This is a genomic window from Brucella anthropi ATCC 49188 (assembly GCF_000017405.1).
In the GTDB taxonomy this organism is placed as follows: Bacteria; Pseudomonadota; Alphaproteobacteria; order Rhizobiales; family Rhizobiaceae; genus Brucella; species Brucella anthropi.
In genome coordinates, this window is record NC_009668.1 from 666,303 (window position 1) to 679,732 (window position 13,430).

The following is a 13,430-nucleotide window of genomic DNA, read 5'->3' on the forward strand; positions in this document are numbered from 1 at the left end:
AGGGAACCGTGCCATGGCTGGATTGCTGAAACGTTTTGCCGGATATTATCGTCCGCATCGTGGGCTGTTCGCGCTGGATTTTACCAGCGCCGTGGCGTCCGGCCTGCTTGAGCTTGCCTTTCCGGTTGCCGTTACGCTTTTCATCGACAAGCTGTTGCCGACCGGCCAGCTTGGCGTGATCGCCATTGCTGCGGTCGGCCTGCTGGCCATCTACGTCGTCAATGCCTTCCTGCAGGTTATCGTGACCTATTGGGGGCATATGCTCGGCATCAAGATCGAGACGGAGATGCGCCGCAAGGCCTTCGATCATCTGCAGAAACTCTCCTTCGGCTTCTTCGATAATCAGAAGACCGGCCATCTTGTGGCGCGACTGACCAAGGATCTGGAAGAGATCGGCGAAGTGGCGCATCACGGACCGGAAGATGTCTTCATCGCGATCATGACCCTGATCGGCGCCTTCATCCTGATGCTGTGGGTGCATCCGCAGCTTGCGCTGATTACCGCCGTCATCGTACCGCTGTCGGCCTATGTCACCGCCCGCTATGGCGGACGCATGACGCACACATGGCACGCGCTTTACCGGCGCGTCGGTGATTTCAACGCGCGTATCGAGGAGAATGTCGGCGGCATCCGTGTCGTTCAGGCCTTCACGAACGAAGATCATGAACGCCAGCTTTTCGCGGAGAGCAACGACAAGTATCTCACCACCAAACTCGCCGCCTACAAGATCATGGCCGCGTCGATGTCTCTGTCCTATCTGTCGATGCGCTTTGTGCAGGTCGTGGTGATGCTGGCAGGCGCATGGTTCGTGGTGCGCGGCGAACTGACGGCTGGTGGATTTGTCGGCTTCCTGCTGCTGGTGAATGTGTTCTTCCGCCCGATTGAAAAGATCAATTCGGTCATCGAAACCTATCCGAAAGGCATTGCCGGTTTTCAGCGTTATACGGAGTTTCTCGACACGCGCCCGGATATTGCAGACCGCCCCGGTGCGCAGTCCGTTGCACGTCTGACCGGCGATATCGAATATCGCGATGTCAGTTTCGGCTATAGTACCGAGCGCCCCATTGTCGACGGTCTCGATATTTCCATTCGTGCTGGCGAAACGATTGCCTTTGTTGGTCCTTCCGGTGCAGGCAAGACGACGATCTGCTCGCTGCTGCCGCGTTTCTATGATGTGACGAAGGGCGCGATTCTTGCCGACGGCAGCGACATTCGCGATATGACCCTGAAGTCTCTGCGGTCGAATATCGGTATTGTCAGTCAGGATGTGTTCCTGTTCGCCGGAACGATCCGCGAAAACATCGCCTATGGCCGTCTTGATGCGACTGACGCGGAAATCGTCGAGGCCGCGCGCCGCGCGCGGCTTGATGGCGTGATTGCCAATCTGCCGGAAGGCTATGACACGGTTATTGGTGAGCGTGGCGTCAAGCTTTCCGGCGGGCAGAAGCAGCGCATGGCCATTGCGCGCATATTCCTGAAGAACCCGCCGATCCTGATCCTCGATGAGGCGACTTCCGCACTCGATACGGAAACCGAACGTGCCATCCAGCAATCGCTCGCCGAGCTTTCACAGGGGCGCACGACGCTGGTGATCGCACACCGCCTTGCAACCATCGTCAATGCCGACCGCATTCTGGTGGTGGAGGGCGGACGGATCGCCGAACAGGGCAGTCATGCCGAGCTTCTGGCCATGAAGGACGGACGCTACAAGCGCCTGCATATTGCGCAGGCCGGGCTGGATCAGGGGCATTATTCAGCGGCGGAATAGGCTGATCTGCACATCAGGATACGCTTAAGAAAGGCGGCCTTTGGCCGTCTTTTTTATTGTCTGACAACGAGCGGAAGAGTTTCCTTTGATATCTGATGTATCAGATATTGACATATCAGATTCGCTGTTTCAGGATCGGAGCGTGAATTCAGTGACAAACAGGTGTTGCCTTGGGTGATAACGTTTCCCCCCTTTCTCCGATCAAGGTGAAGAGCCTCAGAGACCATGTGCATGACAATCTGCGGGAGGCGATTATTTCCGGGCGGATCAAGTCCGGCGAAAAGCTGAATGAGAGGCAGCTGGCATCCGATCTGGGCATCAGCACGAGCCCTTTGAAAGAAGCGCTGCGCCAGCTGGAAGGAGAAGGGCTGGTGCGCACGGAGGCCCGTCGTGGAACGTTCGTCTCGTTCAATGCGCGGCAGGCCGAAGAGATGACGCTCGCTCGTGCCGCGCTTGAAAGCATCATTGCGCGGCAGGCGGCCAAGCATGGCGGCGAGGAGGCGTTCGGCTTTCTTCGCGCGGTGATTGAAGAAATGCGGGCGGCGGTCGAGGCAGGCAATGTCGATCAGCTGATCGAGCTGAACGAGAAGTTCCACGACGGCATCCATGAGGCATCGGGATGTGAATATCTGCGCCGGTTGCAAAATGCACAGCGCATGTACGACCACGCCGCAAGGGTGACTGTTCTGTCGCGCGAGGATGTGCGTCGGCAGTCCTTCAACGAGCATGAAGCAATCATGAAGGCAATTACGGCACGTAACGGCGATCTGGCTGAGCGTCTGATGCGCGAACACATCGTGAAAGCGGGAGACACGCATATCGAACTGGTCTTCTGACCAGTACATTGGGAGGAAATAATGGATCTAGCGGAATACCGCCGGGTGCTTCGGGGCATTTCGGGTGTGCACGCGACTGCCTATGATACAGATGGTGAAATCGATGACGCGCTGACGGCGAAAATTGTCGAGCGGATCGCCGGCGCCGGTGTGCATAATATTGTTACCGGCGGCAATACGGGCGAGTTCTACAGCATGACTGTGGATGAGGTCATCCGCTTGCAGGCTATCGCGGTGAAAGCGGCAAATGGCAAGGCTGCAGTGACAGCCGCAGCTGGCCGTTCCGTGCGTGATGCGATCAGGATTTCACAAGCAGCACAAGCCGAAGGTGCCGATGGCGTGATGATCCATCATCCGCTTGATCCCTTTGCGGCGCCGCATGCGCAGGTGGATTATTTCATTGCGATTGCCGAAGCCATAGACTTGCCAATCGTTGCCTATATCCGTTCGGATCTGATTCCGCTCGATGAAATGGTGCGCCTTGCGACCCATGCCAAGGTCGCAGGCGTCAAGTTTGCATCGCAAAACACGATGCTCTTCTTCGAATGCTGTCGGGCGACAAAAGGCATGGATGCGACCTGGATCTGCGGCTTGGCGGAAAGCTGGGCCTTGCCTTTCTATGCCCTTGGTGGCCGCGGCTTTACCTCTGGCCTCGTGAATGTTGCACCGAAGCGTTCGCTGGCGGTCTGGAATGCGCTGGAAGCGGGAGATTTCGCAAAAGCGCGGGCGGTAGTCGAAAGCATTGCCGATTTCGAGACCATGCGCACCAAGTACCGTAATGGCGCGAACGTGACTGTTGTGAAGGAAGCGTTGCAAATTCAGGGGTTTGAGGTCGGAAAAGTGCGACTACCCGGATTGCCACAGCTTGAAGCGAATGATCGCGAGGTGCTCCAGACAATCGTCTCGGGCTGGGAGACTGATGGCATTGTCTGACAAATGAAACCCGGCCGTCCTGACAGGGAGAAGAGGGGCGCACCGGAAACCAAAAAGTGGAGGAGAACATGAATAAGGGAATTTCACGTCGTACATTCATGGCGGGGGCCGGAATTGCAACTGGCATGGGTATCATGCTGCCGAAAGGCGTATGGGCACAGTCGGCGAAACTGCCGTCTTCGCCGGTGGCGCTCAACGTCATCGATGCTGCAGGCAATCTTGCTCTGACCCAGCCGATCTTCGACAATTTCGCTGCCGAGCAGAAAGCGCTGGTTTCGCGCTTTACCTTCAACAAGGCACCGGCGCCGGAACTACCGGGGAAAATCAAGGCGCAACAGCGCGCCAACCGCATCGATATCGACATGGTGATCGTCGGGCCGGATGCGCTTTCCGCCGGACTTGCCGATGACATATGGACCGACATCATCGCGTTGCCGGATAACGGCTTGCCGAATCTTCAGGATATCTATCTTGAACCCGCATGGCGTATGCAGGAAATGTCGAAGGGCAAGGGCGTTGTGGTTTCCTATTATCCATCTGGCCCCCTTCTTGAATATCACCCCGACAAGGTGAAGACACCGCCCAAGACCGCTGAAGAACTGCTGGCCTGGACGAAGGAAAACCCGAACAAGTTCATCTATGCTCGCCCGGCCAATTCCGGTCCGGGGCGCACCTTCCTGATGGGGCTTCCCTATCTTCTGGGTGATAGTGATCCGAAGGACCCGGTCAAGGGGTGGGACAAAACCTGGGCCTATCTGAAGGAGCTGCACAAGAATATTGAATACTACCCGGCAGGTACGGGCGCGCTCATGAAGGAACTGGGTGAAGGCACGCGCGATATGACGGTGACCACCACTGGCTGGGACATCAATCCGCGTGCGCTCGGTGTGGTGCCGAAGGAAATGGGCGTCAGCAAGCTGGAAGGCTTCCACTGGGTTTGCGATGCGCATTACTTCGCCATTCCCAAGGGCGTGTCCGAGGAAAAAATCGCAGTGCTGATGGAGTTCATCAAGTTCTCGCTCAAGCCCGACCAGCAGGCCTATTCCTACGATGCCGGTTATTTCTATCCGGGTCCTGCTGTGAAGGACGTCACCATCGAAATGGCGCCGAAGGAAAGCCAGAACATCATCGCGGAGTTTGGCCGTCCGGAGTATGCCGACTGGATTGCAAATAATCCGATCGAGCTGCCGCTCGAACCGGAGGCGCTGGTCGCTGCATTCCGCCGCTGGGACGAAGAGGTCGCCGCTGGTTGATTGACCGAAGGCTGGGTGGTGGGCCGTGAAGGGCTCGCCACTGGCCGCTGATAGTCGCCAATTCTAAATCATGGTGCTTGTGTCAATGTCCTTTCAAGAACTCCGGCTCGACCGGATGAGCCGATCATTCGGAACTTTCAATGCGCTGAGGGAAATCAACCTCACAATCCGGAAAGGCGAGTTCATCGCACTTCTGGGACCTTCCGGCTGCGGGAAATCGACGGCTCTCAATTGCATCGCCGGACTTCTCGGCACGACGAGCGGTGGCATCTATATCGATGAACGGCGCGTGGACCAGTTGAAGCCGGAGGATCGCGGTTTCGGCATGGTGTTCCAGAACTATGCGCTGTTTCCGCATATGAATGTCCTGCAAAATGTCGGGTTCGGTCTCAAGATGCGCGGTCTGGCAAAAAGCGAAATAGAAAAACGTGCACGCGCTGCATTGGCTTTGGTGCGCCTGCAAGGACAGGAAGAAAAACTGCCGGGACAGCTTTCCGGTGGCCAGCAGCAGCGCGTGGCAATTGCCCGCGCCATCGTCATCGAGCCGCCGGTGGTTCTCATGGATGAGCCGCTTTCCAATCTCGATGCGAAGTTGCGGCTTGAGATGCGAGCCGAAATCCGCCGCATCCATAACCAGCTCGGCTCAACGACGATCTATGTGACCCACGATCAAGACGAAGCCCTGTCGCTGGCCGACCGCATCGTGGTCTTGCGCGACGGTGAAATCCGTCAGGTCGGCAAACCGCACGAGCTTTATGAAGAGCCCCGCTATCGTGATGTCGCCGCCTTCATGGGTTTCCGCAACGCCTTGCCAGGCAAGGTCGTGCGCGTCGAGAACGGGCAGGCGATCATTTCCGTCGCGGGAAACGAACTCGTTGGCCGTGCGATGGATGGGCTTGAGCCGGGTGACGATGCCGTGCTGATGGCACGCGGCGATGATGTCGTGTCCGGTTCGGGTCATCGCAATGACCTGCAGGCGACCGTCGAGACCATCGAATATCGAGGGCGCGAATATGTCGGTACAGCCCGCACCGAAACCGGGATGGAGCTGATCTTTCATGGGCCGCAGGGCGTGGAGCCCGGCAGTGGTATCGTGTTGGGCGTCGATGCTGGTCATGCGCTGGTTTTCCCGGCGGAGGGCTGAGCGATGGTGGCTGAGACCTACGCGGATGCACCGCTTAAGCCCGGTTTGCGACAACGGCTTGCAAATCACGGCTTCGACGGCGTCACCTTTCTGATCCTGCCCGCGCTGCTCTTTGTGGTGGGTGTATTCATCTATCCGTTTCTTTACGGGCTAGTTCTGTCCTTCAATCCAATTGATGGCGGCGGTGCACTGGCCAATTACCACAAGTTCTTCTCCGATCCCTATCTTTACAAGACCATCGGCGCGACGCTTTGGCTTGCGGTTCCCGTCACCGTCATCAGTGTTCTTTTCGCGGTTCCAATTGCCATGCGCGTGCGTCTGATGCCGCGCCAGCGCCTGCTGACCACGATCCTCGTTCTGCCGGTGACGCTCGGCACGGTTCTGATTGCGGAAGGCCTTCTGAATTATCTGGGGCCGCAGGGCTGGTTCAGCCGCACGCTGATTTATATCGGCCTGATCGACAACCCGCTGAAGCTCACCAACAATTACTGGGGCGTCTTTGCATCTCTGGTCATCACGGTTTTTCCGTTCACCTTCCTGCTGACGCTTTCCTACATAACCGGCATCGACCCAGCGCTGGAGCGCGCCGCTGCCACGCATGGCGCCAATAGCTGGCAACGTTTCCGCTACGTCATGTTGCCCCTGCTGGTGCCAGGGCTGGTCGTGGCCGCCTGTCTCACCTTCGTGCAAGCCTTTGCCGTGTTTCCGTCCGCCGTCCTGCTGGGCGCGCCTTCGGGGCCTACGCGCGTGATCTCCATCGCCGCAGCCCAGGCAGCCTTCGAGCAATATGACGACTCCATGGCTTCATCCATCGCCATGATCATGGCGGCAGTGCAATTGCTCGTCGTCGGCGCGCTTCTCGGGGTGCGTTCGCTCTTCTATCGCGGTTCCACCGCAGGCGGAAAGGGATAGTCATGATCCGCGATACATCCATCCTTTCCAAGCTCTGGATCACCCTTGTCTGGCTTGTGACCGGCTTCTTCGTGCTGAATGTTCTGGCGGTTATCACGGCTGTGGTGGTTTCGAGTTTCGGCACGCGCTGGCTCGGCACATGGTTGCCCGATGCGTTTACCACACGCTGGTATGCGGCGGCCTGGGCCGAGTTCCAGCTCGATCAGGTGCTGCTGGTCACCTTTCAGGTCGTCTTTGCTGTGGTGATCCTGTCGGGCATTCTGGGCGTGACGGCGGCTTATGCCATGGCGCGCCGCGATTTTCCCGGCAAGAAGCTTGTGCTTCTGATCTTCCTGCTGCCGCTTCTGGTGCCGCCGATAACCTTCGGCATTCCGCTGGCAACCGTGCTTTACAAGTTCGGGGTGGGCGGCACGTTCTGGGGCGTCGTTCTCGCCAATCTCGTGCCGACTGTGCCCTTCGTCATTCTGGTGATGATCCCCTTCATCGAGCAGATCGACCCGAAGGTCGAGGCAGCAGCGCGCGTGTTCGGTGCGGGCACGTTCAAGCTCTTCATCCATGTGCTTCTGCCCATGCTGATGCCGGGTGTGCTCGCGGCCATGCTTCTGGTTCTGGTGCGCACGGTGGCAATGTTCGAGCTGACCTTCCTGACCGCAGGGCCGACATCGCAGACGCTCGTTGTGGCGCTCTATTATTCGGTGTTCGCTGCCGGGGTACGCTCCGTCCAGTCGATCGACGCCATGGCGGTCATTTACATGGTCACCTCTCTGGTGTGGCTGCTTCTGGCGCTGCGTTTCGTCAATCCGACGCAGATCGTTGCGCGCAACCGTCAACCGTCCGCGCATTGAGGCACAACAGGATGAAAATCACCGCTATTGAAACGGTGCAGCTTCCGCACCTCAACAACATAGTGTGGGTGCAGGTCCATACCGACGATGGCATTGTCGGCCTTGGCGAGACATTTCGCGGCGCAAATGCAGTTGCGGCTTATATCCATAGCGATATCGCGCCGCTGCTTGTCGGCCAGAACCCGCTGGAGATCGACCGCATCTCCAAACTGCTGCTGGAGTCCTATGTCGGCTTTCGCTCGTCGGGCGTGGAAATTCGGGCAGCCTCGGCAATCGACATCGCGCTCTGGGATATATTCGGCAAGGTGACTGGCCAGCCGATCCACCAGCTGCTCGGCGGCCTGTCTCGACAATCGATCCGCACCTACAATACCTGCGCGGGCTACACCTATAACAAAAGCGGCGCGCGCCGATATATCGGTGATGCCGACGAGGCGAAGGAAGGGCCCTACGAGGACCAGCTCGCATTCCATCGCGACGCAGGGGCCTTGGCTGAGAGCCTTCTGTCGGAAGGCATCACGGCCATGAAAATCTGGCCCTTCGACCCGTTCGCTGTCGCATCCGGCGGAAATTTCATCCATGCCGGCGATCTCGACAAGGCGCTGGCACCGTTTCGCCAGATACGCGATGCGGTCGGCGAGCGGATGGAAATCATGGTCGAGTTCCACTCCATGTGGGACTTGACGTCGGCTCTGGCCATTGCGCGCGAACTGAAAGCCTTCCGGCCATTCTGGTCGGAAGACCCGATCAAGATGATGAACCCGCAGGCGCTGGCCGTTTACGCACGCCAGTCCGGCATTCCGGTCTGTGCCAGCGAAACCATGGCGACGCGTGCGCAATTTCTCGATGTCCTACGCGCCGATGCCTCCGATTATGTCATGCTCGACATTTCATGGTGTGGCGGGCTTTCGGAAGCGAAGAAGATCGCCACCATGGCCGAGGCATTCCAGCGCCCCATTGCGCCGCATGACTGCACTGGTCCGGTGGTGTTCGCGGCCTCCGTCCATCTGTCGCTCAACGCGCCCAACGCGATCTTTCAGGAATCTGTGCGGGCCTATTACACCTCGTGGTATCGCGATCTGGTGACGGTGATGCCGCGCATAGAGAAGGGCATGATCTATCCGTTCGAAGGAGCGGGTCTTGGATTGGAGTTGTCTGATTTCGTATTCAGTCATCCCGATGTCATTCGGAAAAAGACGGGAGCTGAATGATGGGACCGTTTCGCTGCATAGCCGATCTGCGCGGGCAACTGATGGAAAGTCCGGTCTGGGATGACCGCAGGGGAACACTTTTTGCCTGCGATATCTATGGGCGCCGCATATATGAAATCGACATTGACGCCGATAGAGGTGTGCTTCGTGAATGGTCCTTTACAAGCGAGGTAGCAAGCTTCGGATTGACAGAAAGCGGACGTCTCGTGGTGGCGCTTTCACGTGAGGTTGTCCTGTTTGATCCTGAAACCGGCATCCGTGAACCGCTATGGGCGGGGTACGATGAGCCGGGAACATCCCGCCTCAATGACGGCAAGGTCGGTCCTGACGGTGCGTTCTGGATCGGCAGCATGGATGGCCGTCCTGAGCGGCAAGCCATCGCGCGGCTCTACCGAGTAACATGGGACGGCGAGGCTTCTGTCAAGGCCGAGGGTTTTGAGATTTCTAATGGTCTGGCGTGGACGGCGGACGGCAGAACCATGTTCCATACGGATTCCCGCGGGCCGTGGATCGACCGTTATGACTTCGACCCGGAGACCGGTGAGATTAGTGGGCGCAAGCGCATTTGTGACCTCGATGAGCAAAGCGGCAGGCCGGATGGCGGTGCCTGCGATGCTGAGGGTGCTTATTGGAGCGCGGGTGTATCCGCTGGCATTCTGAATCGCTTCGACCGCGAGGGCAATCTGCTTGAAAAGGTTCTGGTACCGGTTCCGGCTCCAACGATGCCCTGTTTTTGCGGACCAGACCTGACACTTCTGGCCATCACCTCGCATCGCCAGTTGCCGGAAGCGACCCTGGAGGCCGCACCTCGGTCGGGTGGCGTATTTCTGGCGCAGGCTTCGGTTGCAGGAGCCCCCCTGGCCCGGATGAACGGAGTGTAACGTGATCGCGCAGGCACTCCTGAATATTTGTTTTGAATATCATCTCGAAGCCGTTTTACGCCCTTCGGGATATTTTCTGATCGGGAAGGTAGGGAAATGACCAGAAAGACCTATGGAGATCTGCGTTCGGCGCGCTGGATGCTGCCCGATGATCAACGCTCGTTCGGCCATCGTTCGCGCACCATGCAGATGGGATATGATCCGGTCGACTGGGAAGGTCGTCCGATCATCGCCATCATAAACACCTGGTCCGAGGCCCAGCCTTGCCACATGCATTTCAAGGATCGGGTGGAATGGGTCAAGCGCGGCGTCCTGCAGGCCGGCGGATTCCCGATGGAGTTGCCAGCATTGTCGCTGTCGGAAAACTTCGTGAAACCGACCACCATGCTCTATCGCAATCTGCTTGCGATGGAGACCGAGGAACTTCTGCGCTCGCATCCTGTCGATGGCGCGGTGCTTTTGGGCGGTTGTGACAAGACAACGCCGGGTCTCGTCATGGGGGCCGTCAGTATGGGACTGCCGTTCATTTTCCTGCCCGCCGGACCAATGCTGCGCGGCAATTATGCCGGTAAATATCTGGGCTCCGGCACTGATGGCTTCAAATACTGGGACGAGCGCCGCGCAGGCACCATTTCCAAGGAGGAATGGCAGGGGATTGAAGGTGGCATCGCACGGTCCTACGGCCATTGCATGACCATGGGAACCGCATCTACCATGACCGCGATTGCCGAAGCCATGGGGCTGACGCTTCCCGGTGCATCATCGATCCCGGCTGCGGATGCCAATCATCAGCGCATGTCCACGCAATGCGGTCGCCGCATTGTGGAAATGGTCTGGGAAGACCTGACGCCGGAAAAGATTATGACGCCTGCTGCAATAACCAATGCGGTCACTGTTGCGATGGCAACGGGATGTTCGACAAATGCCATCATTCATCTGATCGCGATGGCGCGCCGGGCAGACGTGCCACTGGAACTGGACGATCTGGATCGCATCGGACGCACGACGCCTGTGATCGCGAATATCAGGCCTTCCGGCACGACCTATCTGATGGAAGATTTCTACTATGCGGGAGGGTTGCGAGCGCTCATGAAGCAGCTTGGCGACAAACTCGATCCTTCGGCCGTGACCGTGACCGGCAAGCCGCTGACCGACGGTCTGGATGAGGCTCACATCTGGAACGATGACGTGATCCGCCCGCTTTCCAATCCGGTCTATCATGAAGGTTCGCTTGCGGTGCTGAAAGGCAATCTCTGCCCCGATGGCGCGGTGATAAAACCTGCTGCCTGCGACCCCCGCTTTCACCGCCATAGTGGCCCGGCGCTTGTCGCGGACAGTTACCCCGACTTGAAAAAGATCATCGACGACCCCGATTATCCCATGACGCCGGATACGGTTCTGGTGCTGCGTAATGCCGGTCCGCAGGGCGGGCCGGGAATGCCGGAATGGGGCATGATCCCCATGCCGAAAGCGCTGTTGAAACTTGGGCTGCGCGATATGGTGCGGATTTCGGATGCGCGCATGTCGGGAACCAGTTTCGGTGCCTGTGTTCTGCATGTTGCGCCGGAATCCTTCATCGGGGGACCACTCGCCCTGCTGAAGACGGGCGACATCGTCGAACTCAACATTCCAGCCCGCAGCCTCAACATGCTGGTTTCGAACGAGGAACTGGCGGCACGGCGCGTAGCATGGCAGACGCCACCACCCAAATATGAGCGCGGCTATGGCTTTGTCTTTTCCAAGCATGTTGAACAGGCCGACAAGGGCTGCGATTTCGACTTCCTGAAAACCGATTTCGGCCGTTCTGTCGACGAACCGGTCATCTATTGAGAGGCAGTTTCGATGTCAGATTATGTGCTTTCCGAGGAAACGCGGGCCAAGCTGAAGACGGTTTCGACGGCTTCCGTTGCGACGGCGCTTTACAAGCGTGGCCTGCGCAACCAGTTCATTCAGGGCGTGTTGCCGGTGGCGCGCAAGCGCGAGAACATGGTCGGTCAGGCCTTCACGCTGCGCTACATCCCGGCGCGTGAGGACCGGAATCCCATCACGGTTTTTCGTAATCCGGACCACAAGCAGCGCGTTGCGATAGAGACCTGTCCGCCCGGTTACGTGCTGGTGATGGATGCGCGCAAGGATGCGCGTGCGGCGACTGCGGGGTCTATCCTCGTGACAAGGCTTGCCTTGCGCGGCGCGGCGGGCATTGTTTCTGACGGCGGATTTCGCGATGTCAGCGGGATCGGCGAGCTTGATATGCCTGCTTATTGCTCAAAGCCATCTGCGCCGACCAATCTCACGTTGCATGAGGCGGTGGATATCAATGTGCCGATAGCCTGCGGCGATGCGGCAGTGTTTCCGGGCGATGTGCTGGTTGGCGATGCTGACGGTGTCATGGTCATTCCGGCTGGTCTTGCGGATGAAATCGCAACCGAATGTATCAGCATGGAAACTTATGAGGATTTCGTGCTGGAAGAAGTGCTGAACGGCGCTACCATTGTCGGCCTCTATCCGTGCACGAAAGAAGAGACCGAGCGCAAGTTTGAGAACTGGCGCGAACAAAATGGCCGTTAGCGCATCCCGAAAAGTGTGAAACGGTTTCCGGATAAGAATCGCGACAAAACAAAAAAAGGAGGCTTTCGCCTCCCTTTTTCACGCAGCTTTGTTGCCATGTTTTAGTAGAGCACGTTCTTGGCTTCCGGCTGGTCGATATTGTCCTTGGTGACGACGACGGCGCCCGTATCGACAACCTTCTCGACCTTTTCCTTGTTCAGCACCTTTAACAGGGTTTCGATGCCCTTTTCGCCCATCTGGTAGGAACCCTGAACGACGATGGCGTTGAGCGTGCCATCCTTGACGAATTCCTGAAGGTCCTGATTGCCGTCGAAGCCGATGGCAGTCAGCTTGCCGGACTTGCCTGCCTGCTTGATCGCGCGGCCCATGCCGATGGCGGTCGGTTCATTGGCACCGAAGATGCCGACGAGGTCGCCATTGGCCGCCAGAACGTCGGTGGTCTGGTTGAGCGCCGTCGCCATCTGCGATTGCGAATAGTAAGGGCCGACGACTTCCAGCTTGGAATTGGCCTTGATGTAATCCACGAAGCCACCGACGCGACCGATTTCCGAGCCAGCGCCCGCAACATAGGACATGACGGCGATCTTGCCGGTCGTGCCTGCCTTGTCGATCAAGGCCTTGGCTGCGGCTTCGCCGGCCTTGCGGTTATCGGTGGCGAGGAACGACCGGTAGTATTTGTCGCTGCCATCGGCGAGCTGCGAGTCGATGATGACGACCGGAATTCGGGCTTCCCACGCCTTCTTCACGGCAGGCGTCAGCGCATCCGGATCGGACGGGGCAAGAAGGATTGCATCCACTTTGCGGTTCACGGCATTTTCCACCATGTTCACCTGATCGGCGATGGCCGATTCAGCCGCCGGACCCTGGAAGGTCATGGTGTGATCCTTGGAATCCTTGATCGCAGCTTCGGCACCCTTCTGAACGTTCTGCCAGAAAGTCGAATTCACGGTCTTCACGATAACGGCGATTTCGCCCGCCGAAGCGCTTGCCGCTCCCGCAAGTACAAAAGCCGAAGCCATCAATGCAGAAACCAGTCTACGCATGTTTTCCTCCTGTTATCGAGCTCTTGGCTCTACCCT

Annotated in this window: 12 protein-coding genes; 11 read left to right on the forward strand and 1 reads right to left on the reverse strand. The window is 58.1% G+C overall.

The window, feature by feature from the left end:
* Positions 1 to 13 precede the first annotated feature (13 nt).
* The 11 genes from OANT_RS17265 (at position 14) to OANT_RS17315 (ending at position 12,351) form a co-directional block, all read left to right on the forward strand.
* The gene (locus tag OANT_RS17265) at positions 14 to 1,768 is read left to right on the forward strand and encodes an ABC transporter ATP-binding protein (protein ID WP_012092767.1); all 1,755 of its coding nucleotides are present in this window, start codon (positions 14 to 16) and stop codon (positions 1,766 to 1,768) included.
* Between the two features lie 227 nt (positions 1,769 to 1,995).
* A complete protein-coding gene (locus OANT_RS17270; protein ID WP_010658533.1) occupies positions 1,996 to 2,604 on the forward strand; it encodes a GntR family transcriptional regulator in 609 nt (202 codons plus the stop codon).
* Between the two features lie 21 nt (positions 2,605 to 2,625).
* Positions 2,626 to 3,537: a dihydrodipicolinate synthase family protein gene (locus OANT_RS17275; protein WP_010658534.1), complete on the forward strand. Its 912-nt coding sequence runs from the start codon at positions 2,626 to 2,628 to the stop codon at positions 3,535 to 3,537.
* A 98-nt stretch (positions 3,538 to 3,635) separates the two neighbouring features.
* Positions 3,636 to 4,790 (forward strand): extracellular solute-binding protein, encoded by a 1,155-nt coding sequence (locus OANT_RS17280; RefSeq protein ID WP_231771617.1) that lies wholly within the window; start codon positions 3,636 to 3,638, stop codon positions 4,788 to 4,790.
* Between the two features lie 70 nt (positions 4,791 to 4,860).
* Positions 4,861 to 5,934, forward strand: coding sequence for an ABC transporter ATP-binding protein (locus OANT_RS17285; RefSeq protein ID WP_172488812.1), 1,074 nt, complete (start codon positions 4,861 to 4,863; stop codon positions 5,932 to 5,934).
* Positions 5,935 to 5,937: 3 nt separating this feature from the next.
* Positions 5,938 to 6,846, forward strand: coding sequence for an ABC transporter permease (locus OANT_RS17290; RefSeq protein WP_012092771.1), 909 nt, complete (start codon positions 5,938 to 5,940; stop codon positions 6,844 to 6,846).
* 2 nt (positions 6,847 to 6,848) lie between these two features.
* Positions 6,849 to 7,691: an ABC transporter permease gene (locus tag OANT_RS17295; RefSeq protein WP_012092772.1), complete on the forward strand. Its 843-nt coding sequence runs from the start codon at positions 6,849 to 6,851 to the stop codon at positions 7,689 to 7,691.
* A gap of 11 nt (positions 7,692 to 7,702) precedes the next feature.
* A complete protein-coding gene (locus OANT_RS17300) occupies positions 7,703 to 8,902 on the forward strand; it encodes a mandelate racemase/muconate lactonizing enzyme family protein (RefSeq protein ID WP_012092773.1) in 1,200 nt (399 codons plus the stop codon).
* Complete coding sequence (locus OANT_RS17305; RefSeq protein ID WP_012092774.1) at positions 8,899 to 9,783, forward strand: SMP-30/gluconolactonase/LRE family protein; 885 nt, start codon at positions 8,899 to 8,901, stop codon at positions 9,781 to 9,783. The genes OANT_RS17300 and OANT_RS17305 overlap by 4 nt, the downstream gene beginning before the upstream one ends.
* Positions 9,784 to 9,879: 96 nt before the next feature.
* Entirely contained in the window at positions 9,880 to 11,613 is a 1,734-nt protein-coding gene (gene araD, locus OANT_RS17310; protein WP_012092775.1) for an L-arabinonate dehydratase, read from the forward strand.
* Between the two features lie 12 nt (positions 11,614 to 11,625).
* Positions 11,626 to 12,351, forward strand: coding sequence for a ribonuclease activity regulator RraA (locus OANT_RS17315; RefSeq protein WP_012092776.1), 726 nt, complete (start codon positions 11,626 to 11,628; stop codon positions 12,349 to 12,351).
* 101 nt (positions 12,352 to 12,452) lie between these two features.
* Here OANT_RS17315 and OANT_RS17320 read toward each other — a convergent pair whose 3' ends face one another.
* Positions 12,453 to 13,394 carry an ABC transporter substrate-binding protein gene (locus OANT_RS17320; protein ID WP_012092777.1) on the reverse strand — a complete coding sequence of 314 codons (942 nt, stop codon included), beginning with the start codon at positions 13,392 to 13,394 and terminating at the stop codon, positions 12,453 to 12,455.
* Between the last annotated feature and the right edge of the window lie 36 nt (positions 13,395 to 13,430).

Coding starts and splice junctions, on each gene's coding strand:
- OANT_RS17265 (WP_012092767.1), top strand. CDS start 14: ATGGCTGGATTGCTGAAACGTTTTGCCGGATATTATCGTCCGCATCGT.
- OANT_RS17275 (WP_010658534.1), top strand. CDS start 2,626: ATGGATCTAGCGGAATACCGCCGGGTGCTTCGGGGCATTTCGGGTGTG.
- OANT_RS17280 (WP_231771617.1), top strand. CDS start 3,636: ATGGCGGGGGCCGGAATTGCAACTGGCATGGGTATCATGCTGCCGAAA.
- OANT_RS17285 (WP_172488812.1), top strand. CDS start 4,861: ATGGTGCTTGTGTCAATGTCCTTTCAAGAACTCCGGCTCGACCGGATG.
- OANT_RS17290 (WP_012092771.1), top strand. CDS start 5,938: ATGGTGGCTGAGACCTACGCGGATGCACCGCTTAAGCCCGGTTTGCGA.
- OANT_RS17295 (WP_012092772.1), top strand. CDS start 6,849: ATGATCCGCGATACATCCATCCTTTCCAAGCTCTGGATCACCCTTGTC.
- OANT_RS17300 (WP_012092773.1), top strand. CDS start 7,703: ATGAAAATCACCGCTATTGAAACGGTGCAGCTTCCGCACCTCAACAAC.
- OANT_RS17305 (WP_012092774.1), top strand. CDS start 8,899: ATGATGGGACCGTTTCGCTGCATAGCCGATCTGCGCGGGCAACTGATG.
- araD (WP_012092775.1), top strand. CDS start 9,880: ATGACCAGAAAGACCTATGGAGATCTGCGTTCGGCGCGCTGGATGCTG.
- OANT_RS17315 (WP_012092776.1), top strand. CDS start 11,626: ATGTCAGATTATGTGCTTTCCGAGGAAACGCGGGCCAAGCTGAAGACG.
- OANT_RS17320 (WP_012092777.1), bottom strand. CDS start 13,394: ATGCGTAGACTGGTTTCTGCATTGATGGCTTCGGCTTTTGTACTTGCG.